Origin of the sequence: Anaeromassilibacillus sp. An200 (assembly GCF_002160025.1) — a bacterium.
Lineage (GTDB): Bacteria > Bacillota > Clostridia > Oscillospirales > Acutalibacteraceae > Caccousia > Caccousia stercoris.
Map to the genome: position 1 here is coordinate 1 of NZ_NFJU01000024.1, position 14,978 is coordinate 14,978.

The following is a 14,978-nucleotide window of genomic DNA, read 5'->3' on the forward strand; positions in this document are numbered from 1 at the left end:
AGCGCGGACTGACGCTGGAACAGCTTGCGGAGAAAACCCATCTCTCCAAGTCCGCTTTAGGCAGTTATGAGGGGGACAACTTCAAGGACATCAGCCACTATGCCCTTATCAAGCTGGCGAAGTTTTACGATGTGACCACCGATTATCTGCTGGGGCTGTCAGAAACAAAAAATCACCCAAACGCCGATCTGGCAGACCTGCGTTTGAGTGATGATATGATTGAACTATTGAAAAGTGGGCGGGTGGATAATTCACTCTTGTGCGAGCTGGCAGTACACCCGGATTTCCCCCGGCTGATGGCTGACCTTGAAATCTATGTGAACGGCGTGGCGGGAAAACAGGTACAGAGTGCAAACGCCATAGTGGACACTGTGAGTGCAACCATTATGAAGCAATACAATCCCGGTTTGACCGACCCGCAGCTGCGACAGCTTATCGCCGCCCACATTGACGACGACAGCTTTTGCCGCTATGTGATACAGCAGGACATAAACAAGATAGCCCTCGACCTGCGGGAAGCCCACAAGGACGATTTTTTCGGCGTCCCGGAGGACAATCCTCTGGAAGATTTTTTGCAGACAGCCGAGGAAGCCGCTAAAGAGGACAGCGACCCGGAGCAGGCGGCTATGATGTTTATCTGCAAGCGGCTCAAACTGAATTATAAGAAGCTGTCCGAGGAAGAAAGGAAGTGGCTGAAAAAGATTGCACAAAAGTCTGACTTGCTGAAAAATCCAACCTCACAAAGGGGGAGGAAATAAAAGAAATATATTATGGAGGAAATACAGATGAGATTTTGGGGCAAAGACAGAAAACAGGATAACAGAAAAAATATTTGGATTGAGCATCTCAATATTGATACAGGAAACTGGTTTCAAGTGTTTTCAGCTTGCTTAGGTAAAATGATAGCAATACAGACTGCTTGTAGTGAACAGGTGGTAAAGGGGCAAGACTGGAATGTTGATTTTTCAGAGGGCGTAATACTTTTTGGAAATCAAAAGTATCCGCTTCAATTTATCGGAAGCGAGGCAATATCAAGTAACACATGGCTGTGGGGGTGGGAAAATATCAATGGATTTTCCGAGAAAATTATTCAGGTAGCCACACACGCAAAAGTAGTGGGGGAACGCTGGAATTTAGAGCCACTAACGACAGCAGAATTTACATTGGACAATACATTCAACGGGCATAACCTGTCTATCGTAACTTGCGGCTTAATTGATAAGTATTGTTATTACAGAGGCCCACATTCTGGTGGAGCAATTTTTGTTGCATTTTCAGGTGTTCCTGATAGTGTGTTTGCTTCTGTCGATGTTCAAAAATTCGTATCTATAACGACGCAATGTATTCAACAATTTAGTATTGATCACAAAATTTTTGTGGAGGGATTTCTCTCGTGGAACAATACGAAATATGAATGGGATAATCAAACATTACTCGCTCATTTTCAGCAAGATTTGAAAATTGAGTTTGAACAAGCAAATGATTTTTGGCGTATTTGCGCTATGAATACCATTTTATCTGGAAAATAGCATAGCCAGTCGAGCCAGTCAACGGTCAAAATGAACGGCGCATTTCATGCGCCGCCGTTGACAGTCCCGCCCGTCTTTGCAGATGGGCAATCAAGGAGGGAAAGCCCTAAAATGGCTTCCCGCCCATTTCAATTTTTAGAGAAAAACGCTCCAAAATCAGAAAGAGAGCGGCCAAGCACTTTGAGGGATTGGCCGCCTTGTCCACCCATTCAACGGGACGGCGGGCGGCGGTCAAGGCCGGGTGTAAACCCATTCATTTCAGTCTTGACGGTTGCCCGCTGTCCTGCTGCTTTTCCGGGAGTGTGGCCACAACTTTGGGACACTTTGTCCACAAGTTGGAGTGTGGGACGAAGGACGGGGCTTTCATATACCTGCCGCCGTTCTCTGAAAACAGCCCGATTTTTTGCTCATTCCCATTCGCAAAAATTCAGCCTGTTTTCCTGCCGGAGCAAACGGGGCGCATGAAGCACCGCACCCCGTTTTCCCCGCCAGCCACGCCAGCAGGTATAACACACTACACTTTGCAAGCAAAGTCGTGTGCCAAGGGGCAAGCCCCTTTGGAAACCCCAGACAACAAAACAGGCGGTATGCTGCCCTCTCCGGGAGCATACCGCCGTTTGTTGTCAGCAGCCCGTTTCTCGGTCTGCGTGTAGTTCCTTGTAAACTGACCTAACGAGTGTATTAAACTTTTCGATGAGTTCAGTTTCATTCTGTCCATCCGTAGTCTTATCGTTAAAAGTATCTACATTGATTTCAATTTCATTAGGGATCTTCATTCTGTTCTGAGCGACAACATCGCTGTAGGCATTTGATAGCAAATGATTTTGTAAAATTATATATAATTTTAAAATATTTGTCAATAAAAATAGTTTTAATGCTAAAACGTTTTTTAACCTTTTACTGGCTTTTCCTGTGCAGACAAAAAGGACAGCCAATTGTTCGGCTGTCCTTGCAGAGGAGCGTTTTTATCAAGATGCCTTGCCTGCAAAGTGTCTGTATCTTTGCATCACGCCATTGCATGAAAAGATAACGCCTTTCCGGTGCGAATAGCAGCAATCATTTGCTGTAACGCTGTCCTGTCGTAAGCGTTTTCCTCAAGATATTCGTCAATTTTTTCCTGCCACTTTTCGCGCACCAGTTCCGCATAGTCGGTCATTTCTTTTTCCGACGCGCCGCTCTGGATTTTTGCTTTTGTGGCTGCTGCTGTCTGTTTCATAATTGCAAAGGAAGCGTTTTGTTTTTCCGCCTTTTCCGTCATAAAATCTGTGTAGGCGTCCAGCCCTTTGTTTAAGTCGGCGTATTCCTGTTCTGAAATCTCGCCTGCGGCAAAGGCGCTGTCGATTTCTTTTCCGATGCCGCCTATAAGCTCGGAGAGCTGTTCCATACTGAATCCGTCCATGGACAATGCGACACCCGCAGGATATTCCTTCATCTGCTCAGCTAATTCCTGGGCTTTTTCCGAAACATTGCCGCCTGAAAATGCAACAAAATCCTGCCGCCCTTTTACAACAAAGGAACTATCCAGATTGTACTGAATGTTCTTACCAAACAGAGGATCAAGCGGTATGGCTTTGCTGAGATCAACGTGGTCAAGAATCTGTCCCGGCTTTAAGCCTTCCAACTTCATACCCACAAAATTATTTTGAAAAATCATAAACATCGTCTTTTTCCCCAATAGCGGCTGCTTTCTGCGTCAAAAATGCTCGGAATCCGGCAAGGATTCCTGCGCTTTTTTCCTGGAAACCACCTCGCTCTGGGAAAAAATCCGGCATTTTCTCTATTTTCAAACAAGCCCTAAATGCACTCAACATTGTATCGTCATTTTCCAGAAAAAGTTAAGAATTCAAATAAATGCATTTTGTTTTACAGAAATTTTTTGAGGTGTATTTGGCGTTTCGTGTATCAATTTTTCGTGCTGTTCCGCGAATTCGGAGAAAACAAAAAACCCCTGATGCTGGAGGTTTTGGTGCTCTCAACATCAGGGGATACAGCCTTCTATGCTTTTTAGCGGGATCGCGCAGTTGGTATGGTCCGGTTATGCCTTAGGCATTCGAGGACTTATTGACGCCGATCAGGTACAGCACAGGCAGGATCAGGCCAAAGACCATGGCGATCACGCCGGTTACGGCGCCAGCGGCAATGCCTACGCCTGCCCCCGCGCCTACCGCACCGGCAATAACGGTGACCAGGACGATGCTCAGGATACCGTTGAGGATAGCCAGCGCAATGAGAACGAAAGCCAGCTTTTTGCACAGATCCAGATTATCCTTCTTCTGGATTCCCAGGATACCGGCACCCAGCTGCAGAGCGGAAGCCACAACTGCAACGAGAGAGGAGATAATTCCCATTGCTCCCAGGGCAGAGTTGCTGCCAAAGCTGCTGAAAGCGGAGAGCAGGCTCATGGCGCCAAAAACAATGAACAGGATGCTGATGACTTTGAGCAGAGTGTGCTTTTGCATAAATTCTTCCTCCTAATATACGCGCTCAATAGGCGCAGATAGATCAGAGCTTATTATATCTGGATTTTCTGCAAAATGCAACACTATTTTTAATAAATTTCTGTAAAATCACATATTTATCCGCATTCATCGATTATCGCTGCTGTTTATTTTGAGGCTCCTTTTCAATACATTTTGTTGACACAGCGGCGCAAATTTTTATCATTTTGGTATAATTACATATAAAATATTTGTGTTTTTCGTTTTTTATTTATAATTTCAGAGAGGTGTTTGTGCAAAAGTCAAAATAGTGCAGGGTAAAGTAAATTGGTTCTATGTAAAGATACGGTTTCCATCGAAGATAATGACTATAGAAATCATGCATGCAGTGGACTTTAAAGCTGGAAGGTGGGAATGCGCTATGGTACGCATGAACGGAAAGAAAAAAATACTGATCATCGGCAGTATTGTCTTTATCCTCTTTTTTGGCTGGTTCTTGTCACGGTCTTACCAAACGCCGGTTATTACAGTTGGGACACAGAACATTTTTGCCGATGAATGGAAAGAGTTTCTTCAACAGCAAAAGAGCGCTGCGACTGTCTATTACACAGAGAACTATGGGTGCACAACATTTGATAATAGTTTTTGGACAACGGAATACAATGGTCAGACACCGTTGGATTATGCGCGAAACCGGGCGCTCGATGAACTGATTGACGGATGTATTGTGCTTGAGGAGGCACAGAAAGAAGGGCTGATTGAAAACATTGATTTGAGGACCTTAAAGAAGGAATGGAAAGGCTTCAATGATCAAAGACAGTCATCGGTCTCACAAAATGGAGTGGTGTATGGACCGGTTGAGTATTCATTTGAAAATTATTACCGTCACCTGATCAGCAATCTGCGAAATTCCCTTGGAGAAAAACTGATACAGGAGGATCCCGAGGCAGAGACACGGGCAAAGGATTTTTATCACGAGAATTTGGATATGTTTACAACAGTGGGGGATATCCATGCATCTGCGCTGTTGATAGAAGGAGAAAAGGATGAGTCGTACCGCCTGGCACAGCAGGCCAAAGAAGCGATTGAAAAAGGAATGAGCTTTGAGCAGGCCTGCAAGCAATATGCGACTTGCGGGGAAGCCCAATTTTTTGAATTTACATCTTTAACGCAAAAGGCGGATCTCCATGGTTTGAGTGAAGTCTATGCGGCATGTTCACAACTGCAAATGGGAGAAATTTCGGAGGTAATTGAAACCCAGCAGGGAATGTACCTGCTTGAGATAACGCGCAGGGATGAAGTACAGGTAATGGAGTATGAGGAGGTGAAAAATCGTATTCGGGACATCCTTGCCGCAGAGTATCTTGACGCTCATCTCCGGAAGCTGCGGGATGAATGTGTGTTTCAGGTCCAGGAGCAGCTGTGGGAGAGTATTCAAATGATGTAAAAGGAGTGGATTGCCGTGAAAAAAGTGTTGTCGGGTTTGCTGGCACTGTTTCTGGTATTGACAGTGTTTGCGCCATATTCGCATGTATTTGCGGAAGGGACTGCTTCGGGTGCAGCGGTTGGAACCATTTATTATGTGGATGCTGAAGGGGGCAATGATTCCAATTCCGGTACTTCGCCGGAACAGGCATGGAAAAGCCTGACAAAAGTAACCGATACCACCTTTCAGCCGGGAGATCAGATCCTGCTCAAGTCCGGCAGTGTCTGGAACGGAGAATGGCTGTGGCCGAAAGGCTCCGGCAAAGAGGGAGCGCCCATCAAAATAGATAAATATGGTGGAGATGTCCTTCCCGTTATCAATGGTATGGGCGTGGACCGCGGCTTTAATTATTCCGGCGCGGTGCATCTGCGGAATCAGGAATACTGGGAAATCCGGAATCTTGAGATTACAAATGACGATAATTTCGATGAGGATATTGTTCTGCAAAGACCGCAGGGCGATAATTCTTATCCCAACAAGGACAAAACCCGCAACGGCATTTTGCTGATCGTGGACGGCGATCAGCTGGAGGATAATGCCGACGGAATCATGGATCACATTTACATTGAAAACTGCTATATCCATGATGTGGATGGTCCTAATGATTGGAACGACACGTTCACCGGCGGTATTATTTTTAACGTGATTGGCAGTAAAATTCGCCCCAATACCTCGTTCCGTGATCTGCGGATTGCCAACAATACAATCCGTAAAGTAGATCTCCTGGGCATCACAGGGTATGTGGATATGGTCCGGGGAAATTATCAGGCGGACATTGGACCAAACAATCTGTGGATGAGAGATATTTATATCGGCCATAACTATATGGAAGATATTGGGCAGGGAGGCATTGACCTGTGCGATGCCATGAATGCCGTTGTGGAATACAACGTCGTGGACGGTTTCCTCAAGCGGTATCCCTCGTTCCGCCCCACGGTGGCTCTTTATCCCTGGAAAACGGAAAACGCTGTTTTCCAGTTCAACGAGGTTTATAACGGTCCTTCCACCAACGCAGACGGCAGCCCGTATGACATGGACTCCGCGCTGAAGGATGTTGTCTATCAGTTCAATTACTCGCACAACAACCCCTGTGGATGGATGCTGTATATGGGAAAGAATGACAATGACATCATCCGTTATAACATCAGCGATGACGGGGGTGATTTCATCATCAAATACTTCCTCACTCCCTGCACCACGCCGACCTACTTTGTGAACAATGTAATTATCTATGACGGCGCACGGACCAAGTTTATGCATCGCGATCCCTTTAAGTCCATGACGTATTTCTACAACAACGTATTCTACAATAAGAGCGAAACCACAACGACAACCTGGCATGACACAGCACAATATCTTGGCAATATGGGCCAGGTTGAATTCAGCAACAACTGTTTCTATGAGGCAAGCGGCCAGCACTCGCCTTATGAGCCCGAGGATCCGCACAAGGTCACAGAAAACCCGATGATGGTAGATCCCGGCCGGGAGCCGCAAAAGAATTCCGCGGGCATCCTCAGCGGGGCAACTGTATGGGATGGGTACAAGCTGCAGGAAGGCTCTCCGCTGATCGATGCGGGCGTTTATGTGCCGCAGATGGGCGAACGTGACTTTTATGGCACACCGCTTTATTATGGCGCGGCCCCGGATATCGGAGTACACGAGTATGAACAGGGAGAACTGACGATCCCGACCAATTATGCCCGGCAGGCGTCTGTAACCGCAAACAACGCACATCCCCAATTCCCTGCAGCAAACGTTGCGGATGGGGATTACACACAAAATTCCCGTTGGGCCGCTCAAAACTCCGAGCTGCCGATATGGCTGGATCTCAGCTTTGAGCAGGATATCACCGTCAATAAAATGATCCTCACAGAAAATATTGTGGAAGGATGGGCAGGACCTCGGATTTCCTCGTTTGAGCTTCAGATGCCCGATGCAAATGGAAATTATACAACCATTTGCACATACAACGGGGAAGTAGGCGATCACAAAGCATTCGTTTTTGATCCTGTCACGACCTCGGCTCTGCGGCTGAATATCACCGGACTCAGACCGGATACCACAGAGCATGGACAGGGGCAAACCGATCCAAGCATCGTGGAGCTGGAGCTTTACCATTCACCCTCTGAAACGCCTGAGCCTCCGGTTCCGGGCGATGGGGATAATCTGCTGCTGAATAAGCCGGTGGCTGCCAGCAGTGCCCATGAAAGGTTCCCTGCTGAACGGGTTAACGACGGTGACAGTACCCAGGATTCCCGGTGGGCTGCCGCCGATTCCACTGTACCAATGTGGCTTGAATTTGATTTGCAGGGACAAAAAACCTTCAACACGTTACGCCTGGAAGAGAATATTGTGGAGAATTGGGCGACAGAACGCATTACAGGGATTGAATTGCAGAAAGTGGACGGGGATACGATCACAACGCTGTATTCCTATGAAGGAACCATCGGATCGTCCTGTGAGTTGTCCTTTGAAGACTGTACCGCAGAAAAGATCCGGCTTGTCATTACATCCCTTCAACCTGACACCTCATCCAACAGTCAGGGGCAGACCGATCCCAGCTTGCGTGAAGCGGCGCTTTATTATACGCAGCGGCAATGATGCAAGCCCTGTGAAGAACCGCGGCGGACATGCTTTATTGTGTGTCCGCCGCGGTTTCCTGCATATATTCGCGTGGTGTTTTGCCGAAATACTCCTTGAATCTGCGGGTGAAATAAAAGGCGTCATCGATCCCCACGGCGCTTGCCACAGCGCTCACACTGTGGGACGCGCTTTTATCAGCCAGAATCTGGGCGGCTTTTTTCATACGCACCTGGTTGATGTAGTGGAAAATACTCAGGCCGGTTTCGTTCTTAAACAGGCGGCACAGATAACTTTTGTTCAGATGGACGTGCTCAGCCAATCCCTCCAGCGTGATTTTCTCCATATAGTGGCCGTCAATGTAGGCCAGCGCGGACGAAACCTCCTTTTTGCTCGAAACGTTCAGGGAGGAGTCCGGAAGCACAAATTCGAACAGTCCATCGATCAGGGTGGTTTGTAACGTGTCGATATTCCATGCAGATTTGAGCTGCTTCATCAGGACGGCGGCGGTGTTTCCAAGTGAAATGTGCAGCGAAAGGAGAAGATGCTCCATGCAGCTGCAGCAGCACGAGCGCACCCAGTCCGGATCGTAACGGTTCTGCGCGCATACGGAAAGGAAACCCCGGATCTCGGTCAAAGCGGCGTCCGAAAGCCTGGATTGGCATGCCGCAACCGTTTTTTCGAGAAAATCGTGATAAAGAGACGGATTTTCCTCCTGCAGGGAGGAGAACTTTTCGGTGGGAAAAAGGTGAGTGTCGGGAAGATAAAACGCATGGCGCAGCGCGTTCTGGCATTTCTCAAAGCATGCGCGCAGGGAAGAAATGCCGCCGTCAGCGGGAGATATGCCGATCGCGATGGCGGGCTCCGCTTTGAAATAGATTTCAGCCTGCCGCAGAAGCTGACGGCTGCGGTTTTGAAGGATATCCGGGCCGGCAAGATGGAAGAACAGGCAGAGAAGCTGATCCTGCTGCGGCTGGATAGTCTGTATCGTACCGGCTCCGGATAAAATTTCCGGCAGAATAGACTGGAACTGGCGCAAAAGCGGTTTTTGGTGCTGTGCCTGCGCACTGGACAGGTCAATCAGCATCATCCCGTGCTGAGCCCCGGATCCACGCCCGTTGGTGAGAAAATTCTGCGTGCTCGCGGAAAGAGCGCCATCGGTAAACAGGGCGCGTTCCATTTCCGCGAACAGAAGCTTCTGGCTGTTTTGCTCCTGCTGAAGGGCCTGTTCCGCCGCTTCGACCTGTTTTTTCCGCTGAAGGCACAGGCTCTGCGAAATTTTTTCCAGATATTTGAGCAGACGGGAGCGCGTCATATCTGTTTTCAGAATGTAGTCAAGCGCCCCCTCTGTGAGCGCTTCCCGCACCAGATCAAAGTCGGAATAATTGGACAGCACCAAAATGGCTCCGTCAAAGGCCAGGGCATTCAGCCGATGGATCAGCTCGAGTCCGTTCATGACCGGCATTTTCAGATCGGTCATGATGATGTCCACGCTGTTTGTCTTTAAATATTCCAGTGCTTCCATGCCGTTGTTGGCCGTTCCCGCAATGATATAATCGGTGTCCTCCAAAAGCTTGCGGACGCCGATTTTGATCATGGGCTCATCGTCAATCAAGAGAATTCGGAACATTTTGCTGCCTCCTTGCTTCGGGTGGGGGGATGGTGATGCGGCAAACGGTGCCTTTTCCTTTTTCGCTGCTGATTTCCAATCCGCCGGCCGTGCCGTAGTAAATGTTCAGGCGTTCGGATACGTTGTTCACGCCGATCCCGGAAAACCGATCCTTTTCCCGCCTGACCGGCAGAGAGGAAAATCCGCAGCCGTTGTCCCGCACTTCCACGATCATGCACCCGTTTTCATCCAGGCTGCTGCTGACGGTGATTACGATAGCCTCCGACATGTTTTCCGTGCCGTGGATGACCGCGTTTTCCGCGAGAGGCTGGAGGATAAAGCGCGGCAGAAGGCGCGTACTGGTTTCCTCCGCGAGCTGCCAGCATACGTCGAAGGAATTTCCATAGCGTATCTTCTGAATCGCAAAATAATGAGAAAGGTTTTCCACTTCTTCCGAGAGTGGAATGAATTCGTCCGTTTTCATAATCGTGTTGCGCAAAAGAGCGCTCAGGGAGGAAAGGCCTTCGGCCACGGCGGGAACGTCGTTGATGGTGGCGACCCACTGAAGGGAATTGAGTGTATTGAACAGAAAATGAGGGTTGATCTGATATTGCAGATTTTTCAGCTCCAGCTCTCTGCGGCGGATCTGATCCTCCCTGCGGCGCGCCATCAAAAGCAGAATCTCGTCCATCATCCGATCGATTGTCCGGGCGAGGAAACCCAGCTCATCCTGATTCTGGTCGTTGATGTGGACGTTCAGTTCCTCATCGGATGTGATGTTGCAGGCGGAGATGATATTGCGGATGGGGGAGACGATGCTGACGTATACAACAAACGTCAGCAGCAGAGAGAGAAAGATCAGAGCGGCTGCAATCCAGAACAGGACAGTGTTGATGCTCCGGGTTTCCTCGGTGATATAGCTTTCCGGAATGTTGGCGATCAGATAGCAGTCAAAATCCTTGTTGTATACGGCGACCGCGATCTGGTGTTCCAGATTGAAGGTGCTCTGGCCCGCTGTGGTACTTGTCCGGATTTCCTGAAACAGCCTGGAATCCGCGATGTTTTGCCCAAGGAAGCTGCGATCCTGTGAGGAGAGCACATCGCCGTGTGCGTTTACCAGCATGATGTTGGAGGAAGGGCCGAAGGCAACCCCGGCAAAAATTTTTTCCTCAAACAGCTGCTCATTGATATAGACCATGATATAGCCGACCGCTTCCCCGCTGAAATCCACACTGTACAGCTTCCTTCCCAGCACCAGCTTGTTTTGCGACCGGTAGGTATAAATATATTGCAGGCTGTCTCTTGGGGAAGCTTCGTCAATGGTCTCAACGAGCTGTTCGCTCTTTTCATAGGGGATGTCGTCGTAGCCGCGGTCGTAAATGGTCGTTCCGTCCAGACTGACGATCCGCAGATTTTTCAGATAGGTGGATTGCAGGGGGATGGCAGTGGCCAGCTCCCGGATGGCCAGCACCATTTCTCTGGAAACGGCCTGTCCGTTCAGCGTCTGCTGCAAACTGTCCTGCACAGCGTCCGCAATGGAAAGGGTGGAGCAGTAGTCCTGATATTTCTCCAGCTCAATCGTCATGTTGGTGTTGATGGAGCGCATGGTTTGCAGTACGGATTCGCTGATCTTGTTGTTGATGGATCGGGTGTACACATGATAGGCGTAGGTGCCGATGCAGACGGTGGGGAGCAGGGAGATCAGCAGAAACACCGCAAGCAGGCGGTACTGGATTTTGATATTGCGGATCCAGGAACGCACTTTGCCTCCCTGGCCGGAAGGGGTTTTCCTCTTCAATCCCAATTCCTCCTTGATTCTATAGAAAAGCAACAAAAAAGTTTGTTTATTTAGGCAAAGTATACATGGATGCTCGCCAAAAGTCAATATAATACAGGTTGTTTGAAATTTTCTATATGTTTTTACAGGAGCTGCTGTCTTATAATGAGGACAAAGAGGAAGGTAATAGATACTCTTACAGCAGAAAGCAAAAAGGAGGAAATACATCACATGAAAAAAATGGTAAGCCTGACTCTGGCGCTTTCTTTGTGTGCGGCCATGTTTGCTGGCTGCAGCAGCCCTTCGCCCAGCACGTCCACTCCGAGCGAAACGGCGTCCGATCCCGGATCGGCGGCGTCCTCGGCTGCATCCCAGGAGGAATCCTCGGGTGCCAAAGAGTTTGAGAACAAGGAACTGAACATCGCAATTTTTGAAGGCGGTTACGGTCCTGAATATTGGGAAGAAATTGTCAGTCAGTTTGAGACGACCTACGGTGTGAACGTGACCATGCAGATCAGCCCGACCATCGGTGACATTATCCGTCCCCAGATCGTGGCAGGCAATGTTCCCGATTTCATTTCCATGAACGACAACGATACCTCCGGCCTGATCTCCTCGCTGATCCGTGAAAATGCCCTGATGGATATCACCGATGTGTTTGAAGGCCCCGGCCTGGAGGATACCTCCCCGCTCAAGGATCAGGTTCTGGACGGCGTGCTGGATACGGCCAAGTGCTCGCCCTACAGCGACGGAAAGATTTATCTGGCCCCCTTCAATGCTTCTCCGCTGGGCCTCGTCTATAACAAAACCCTGTTCAAGGAAAACAACTGGGAGCTGCCCGAAACCTGGGATGAATTCTTTGAGCTGGGCGATAAAGCCAAGGAAAAGGGCATCGCGCTGCTGACCTATGCCGGCCAGTATCCGGGCTATATGGAGTCCCTGCTGTGGCCGGCGATCGCTTCCGCCGCGGGCCTGGAAACAGCCACCGATATCAGCAGCTATGTCCCTGGCTCCTTCTCCTCCCCCGAGGTGATGGCTGTGCTGGAGAACATTCAGAAGATTTCCACCGGCGGCTATCTGATGGAAGGCTCTGTGGCGCTCAACCACACGCAGAGCCAGACCGAGATGATGATGAACAAGGCGGTCTTTATCCCCAACGGCAACTGGATGGAGGGAGAAATGAAGGACGCTCCGCGTGCCGAGGGCTTTGAGTTTGGTTTGACCACGGCTCCTTCCATGAAGGCCGGCGACGCCCGGTATGTCATGACCAGCGTGGAGCAGTTCAGCATCCCCGCTGCTGCTCAGAATCCTGAGCTGGCGAAGGAATTCCTGCGCTTCCTGTATACGGAGGATTCCGTGAAGCTGTTTGCGGAAAAGGCAGGCGGTATCTATGCACTGAAAGAGGCCACCGAGTGGAGTAAAGACTATGTCAGCGAGGGCGTGTACAGCATGAATGAGGTATACGACGTGGGTAACAGCATGGTCTTTGGTTTCGCGGCTCTGCCGGAAGGCTGCAAGGTGACTCCGCGCGATGAAGTCTTCCAGTCCATCGCCGATCTGATGAACGGTGCCATGACGCCGGAAGAGTGGTCCCAGAAGGTGGAGGCTTCCTTTACCGAGGTAGCCAATACCGCGGGATAACGTGTCCATAATCTGTATGCAACGATGCCCTGCCAGGACAGAAGCAAGTGGTCCTGGCAGGGTATTTTAAGAAGAAGGGGGTTCCTATGTCGGAGAAATCAAAGCGTCCGGCGAAGAAAAAGGGCGGATTGCACCGGCTTCCTGTGGGATTTATCTGCGTGTGCGTTCTGCCTACCTTGCTGCTGACCATTACCTTTACCATCATCCCCACCGTTCGCGCGCTGTGGATGTCTCTCTGGGACTCTACCGCCCTGAGCCTGAATCCAAGCTTTGTGGGACTGGATAACTATATTTATATGTTCCGGGATGAGTATTTTTTGCAGGCTCTGGCCAACACGGGCAAGCTGCTGCTGGTGGTGCCGATCATCACGATCCTGTTCGCCCTGATTCTGGCCTTTATCCTTTCCCAGACGAAGCTCCGGGAGCGTGGCCTGTACCGCACCATCTTCTATTTCCCAAATATTATTTCCATGACGGTTGTGGGTATCATCTGGTCCTTTGTATTCCATCCTACCATGGGCATTGTGAATACCTTCCTGCAATTTGTGGGCCTTGGCGATCTGGCCAGGCCGTGGGTCGGAGACAGTGCCACGGCCCTGTGGTGCATTGCGATCACCCTGATCTGGCAGGCGACCGGTTACTACATGGTCATGCATATGGCCTCTATGGACGGCATTTCGAATGAGATCTACGAGGCGGCCACCATTGACGGTGCTTCCAGCTTCCGCAAATTTATCAGCATTACCATTCCCCTGATGCGCGACATCATCGGCATCACCTTTGTTCTGGCCATGTCCGGCACGATGAACCTCAGCTTTGTGCTTTCCAGAGTGATGACGGCCGGAGGGCCGAACGGCGCTTCTACCGTGCTGCTGCAATATATGTACCAGCAGGGCTTTGTGAACGGTAACTTTGGCTATGCGATGGCGATCACGGTGTTCTCACTGACCATTTCGGTGATCCTGTCCCTGATTTCCCGCTGCCTTTCCAGCCGAGGGGAGGAGAAGAGATGACAATAAATGAGAAAAGCATCCTTCGCGCGCAGATTATAAAATGGATCACCCGTGTCTTTCTGATCCTGGTTGCGATCGTTATGATGTTCCCTCTGGTGTGGAACATCTATTCCTCCTTTAAAACCAACACCGAGTTTCTCACAAACGCCTTTGCCCTGCCAAGCGGGCTGGAGTGGGACAACTACGTCCGCGCCATCGCGAAATCGGAATTGGGAGCCAACATTTTCAATTCCCTTTTCGTTGTGCTGGAAACCCTCTGCATCCTCATGCTCTGTGCCATTCCCTGCTCGTACTGCCTGGTACGGTATAAGTTTTTTGGCGTGAAGGTGATCACCACGGTTTATATGGCGGCGATCTTCATTCAGGCCACATACATCATGATCCCTCTGTTCCTTCAGATGAACACGCTGGGCATGCTGAACAACCGCGTCGCCATTGGCCTTTTGTACGCGGCTATGCAGTTCCCGTTTGCTATTTTCCTGATGACCGGCTTCATGCGCTCGATCCCCCGTGATTACGAGGAAGCTGCCATGATCGACGGCTGCGGGCCGGCCGGTATCCTTCGCCGCGTCATTATCCCGATGGCAAAGCCCGGCATTGTCACAGTCGGCATGATTTCGGCCATGAGTGCATGGAACGAGTATCCTGTCGCATTGGTGATGCTGACAGACTCCGCGAAGCAGACGCTTCCGATCGGCATTGCGAATCTGTATGAGATTCAAAAATATGCCACAGACTGGGGCGCTTTGTTTGCGGCTTTGGTGCTGGCTCTCATTCCCACGGTTATCCTCTTTATTATTGGGCAGAAGCAGCTGCTGCAGGGCATGAATGTCGGCGGCCTGAAAGGCTGAGAGGCCGGAACACAAAAAAGATTTCATCTGTACGCACAAAAAACTCCAAGCTTC

12 protein-coding genes are annotated in these 14,978 nt (G+C 49.7%); 7 read left to right on the plus strand and 5 right to left on the minus strand.

What is annotated here, in order from left to right; genetic code table 11:
• Together B5F35_RS12170 and B5F35_RS12175 are read left to right on the plus strand one after the other, a co-directional pair.
• Positions 1-758: helix-turn-helix domain-containing protein (locus tag B5F35_RS12170; RefSeq protein ID WP_140401214.1), on the plus strand; the 758-nt coding region annotated here is incomplete at its 5' end.
• A 27-nt stretch (positions 759-785) separates the two neighbouring features.
• On the plus strand, positions 786-1,529 hold the full coding sequence (locus tag B5F35_RS12175) for a DUF6882 domain-containing protein (protein ID WP_087241337.1): 744 nt from the start codon (positions 786-788) through the stop codon (positions 1,527-1,529).
• A gap of 1,006 nt (positions 1,530-2,535) precedes the next feature.
• On the opposite strand, the gene B5F35_RS12200 is transcribed toward B5F35_RS12175, so the two are convergent.
• From B5F35_RS12200 to B5F35_RS12205, 3 genes are all read right to left on the minus strand, one after another.
• Positions 2,536-3,189 carry a hypothetical protein gene (locus B5F35_RS12200; protein WP_140401216.1) on the minus strand — a complete coding sequence of 218 codons (654 nt, stop codon included), beginning with the start codon at positions 3,187-3,189 and terminating at the stop codon, positions 2,536-2,538.
• A complete protein-coding gene (locus B5F35_RS18745) occupies positions 3,167-3,340 on the minus strand; it encodes a hypothetical protein (RefSeq protein ID WP_162611413.1) in 174 nt (57 codons plus the stop codon). The genes B5F35_RS12200 and B5F35_RS18745 overlap by 23 nt, the downstream gene beginning before the upstream one ends.
• Before the next feature lie 231 nt (positions 3,341-3,571).
• On the minus strand, positions 3,572-3,988 hold the full coding sequence (locus B5F35_RS12205; protein WP_087241347.1) for a hypothetical protein: 417 nt from the start codon (positions 3,986-3,988) through the stop codon (positions 3,572-3,574).
• Positions 3,989-4,397: 409 nt separating this feature from the next.
• Here B5F35_RS12205 and B5F35_RS12210 point away from each other — a divergent pair, with 409 nt between their 5' ends.
• Together B5F35_RS12210 and B5F35_RS12215 are read left to right on the plus strand one after the other, a co-directional pair.
• Positions 4,398-5,414, plus strand: coding sequence for a peptidylprolyl isomerase (locus B5F35_RS12210; protein ID WP_162611414.1), 1,017 nt, complete (start codon positions 4,398-4,400; stop codon positions 5,412-5,414).
• Between the two features lie 15 nt (positions 5,415-5,429).
• Positions 5,430-8,054, plus strand: a complete 2,625-nt coding sequence (locus B5F35_RS12215; RefSeq protein WP_087241351.1) for a discoidin domain-containing protein — start codon at positions 5,430-5,432, stop codon at positions 8,052-8,054.
• Between the two features lie 34 nt (positions 8,055-8,088).
• Here the strand turns inward: B5F35_RS12215 and B5F35_RS12220 are convergent, their stop codons facing one another.
• Positions 8,089-9,663, minus strand: a complete 1,575-nt coding sequence (locus tag B5F35_RS12220) for a response regulator transcription factor (protein ID WP_087241353.1) — start codon at positions 9,661-9,663, stop codon at positions 8,089-8,091.
• Positions 9,641-11,440, minus strand: a complete 1,800-nt coding sequence (locus tag B5F35_RS12225) for a sensor histidine kinase (RefSeq protein ID WP_162611415.1) — start codon at positions 11,438-11,440, stop codon at positions 9,641-9,643. The genes B5F35_RS12220 and B5F35_RS12225 overlap by 23 nt, the downstream gene beginning before the upstream one ends.
• Positions 11,441-11,650: 210 nt before the next feature.
• Between B5F35_RS12225 and B5F35_RS12230 the strand changes: the two genes are divergently transcribed.
• The 3 genes from B5F35_RS12230 (at position 11,651) to B5F35_RS12240 (ending at position 14,924) form a co-directional block, all read left to right on the plus strand.
• Positions 11,651-13,060, plus strand: a complete 1,410-nt coding sequence (locus B5F35_RS12230; protein WP_087241357.1) for a carbohydrate ABC transporter substrate-binding protein — start codon at positions 11,651-11,653, stop codon at positions 13,058-13,060.
• A gap of 86 nt (positions 13,061-13,146) precedes the next feature.
• A complete protein-coding gene (locus tag B5F35_RS12235) occupies positions 13,147-14,073 on the plus strand; it encodes a carbohydrate ABC transporter permease (RefSeq protein WP_164488525.1) in 927 nt (308 codons plus the stop codon).
• Complete coding sequence (locus B5F35_RS12240; protein WP_087241359.1) at positions 14,070-14,924, plus strand: carbohydrate ABC transporter permease; 855 nt, start codon at positions 14,070-14,072, stop codon at positions 14,922-14,924. The genes B5F35_RS12235 and B5F35_RS12240 overlap by 4 nt, the downstream gene beginning before the upstream one ends.
• Positions 14,925-14,978 lie beyond the last annotated feature (54 nt).

Excerpts from the sequence above, each read along its gene's own strand:
- B5F35_RS12175 (WP_087241337.1), top strand. The coding sequence starts at position 786 with ATGAGATTTTGGGGCAAAGACAGAAAACAGGATAACAGAAAAAATATT.
- B5F35_RS12200 (WP_140401216.1), bottom strand. The coding sequence starts at position 3,189 with ATGTTTATGATTTTTCAAAATAATTTTGTGGGTATGAAGTTGGAAGGC.
- B5F35_RS18745 (WP_162611413.1), bottom strand. The coding sequence starts at position 3,340 with ATGTTGAGTGCATTTAGGGCTTGTTTGAAAATAGAGAAAATGCCGGAT.
- B5F35_RS12205 (WP_087241347.1), bottom strand. The coding sequence starts at position 3,988 with ATGCAAAAGCACACTCTGCTCAAAGTCATCAGCATCCTGTTCATTGTT.
- B5F35_RS12210 (WP_162611414.1), top strand. The coding sequence starts at position 4,398 with ATGAACGGAAAGAAAAAAATACTGATCATCGGCAGTATTGTCTTTATC.
- B5F35_RS12220 (WP_087241353.1), bottom strand. The coding sequence starts at position 9,663 with ATGTTCCGAATTCTCTTGATTGACGATGAGCCCATGATCAAAATCGGC.
- B5F35_RS12230 (WP_087241357.1), top strand. The coding sequence starts at position 11,651 with ATGAAAAAAATGGTAAGCCTGACTCTGGCGCTTTCTTTGTGTGCGGCC.
- B5F35_RS12235 (WP_164488525.1), top strand. The coding sequence starts at position 13,147 with ATGTCGGAGAAATCAAAGCGTCCGGCGAAGAAAAAGGGCGGATTGCAC.
- B5F35_RS12240 (WP_087241359.1), top strand. The coding sequence starts at position 14,070 with ATGACAATAAATGAGAAAAGCATCCTTCGCGCGCAGATTATAAAATGG.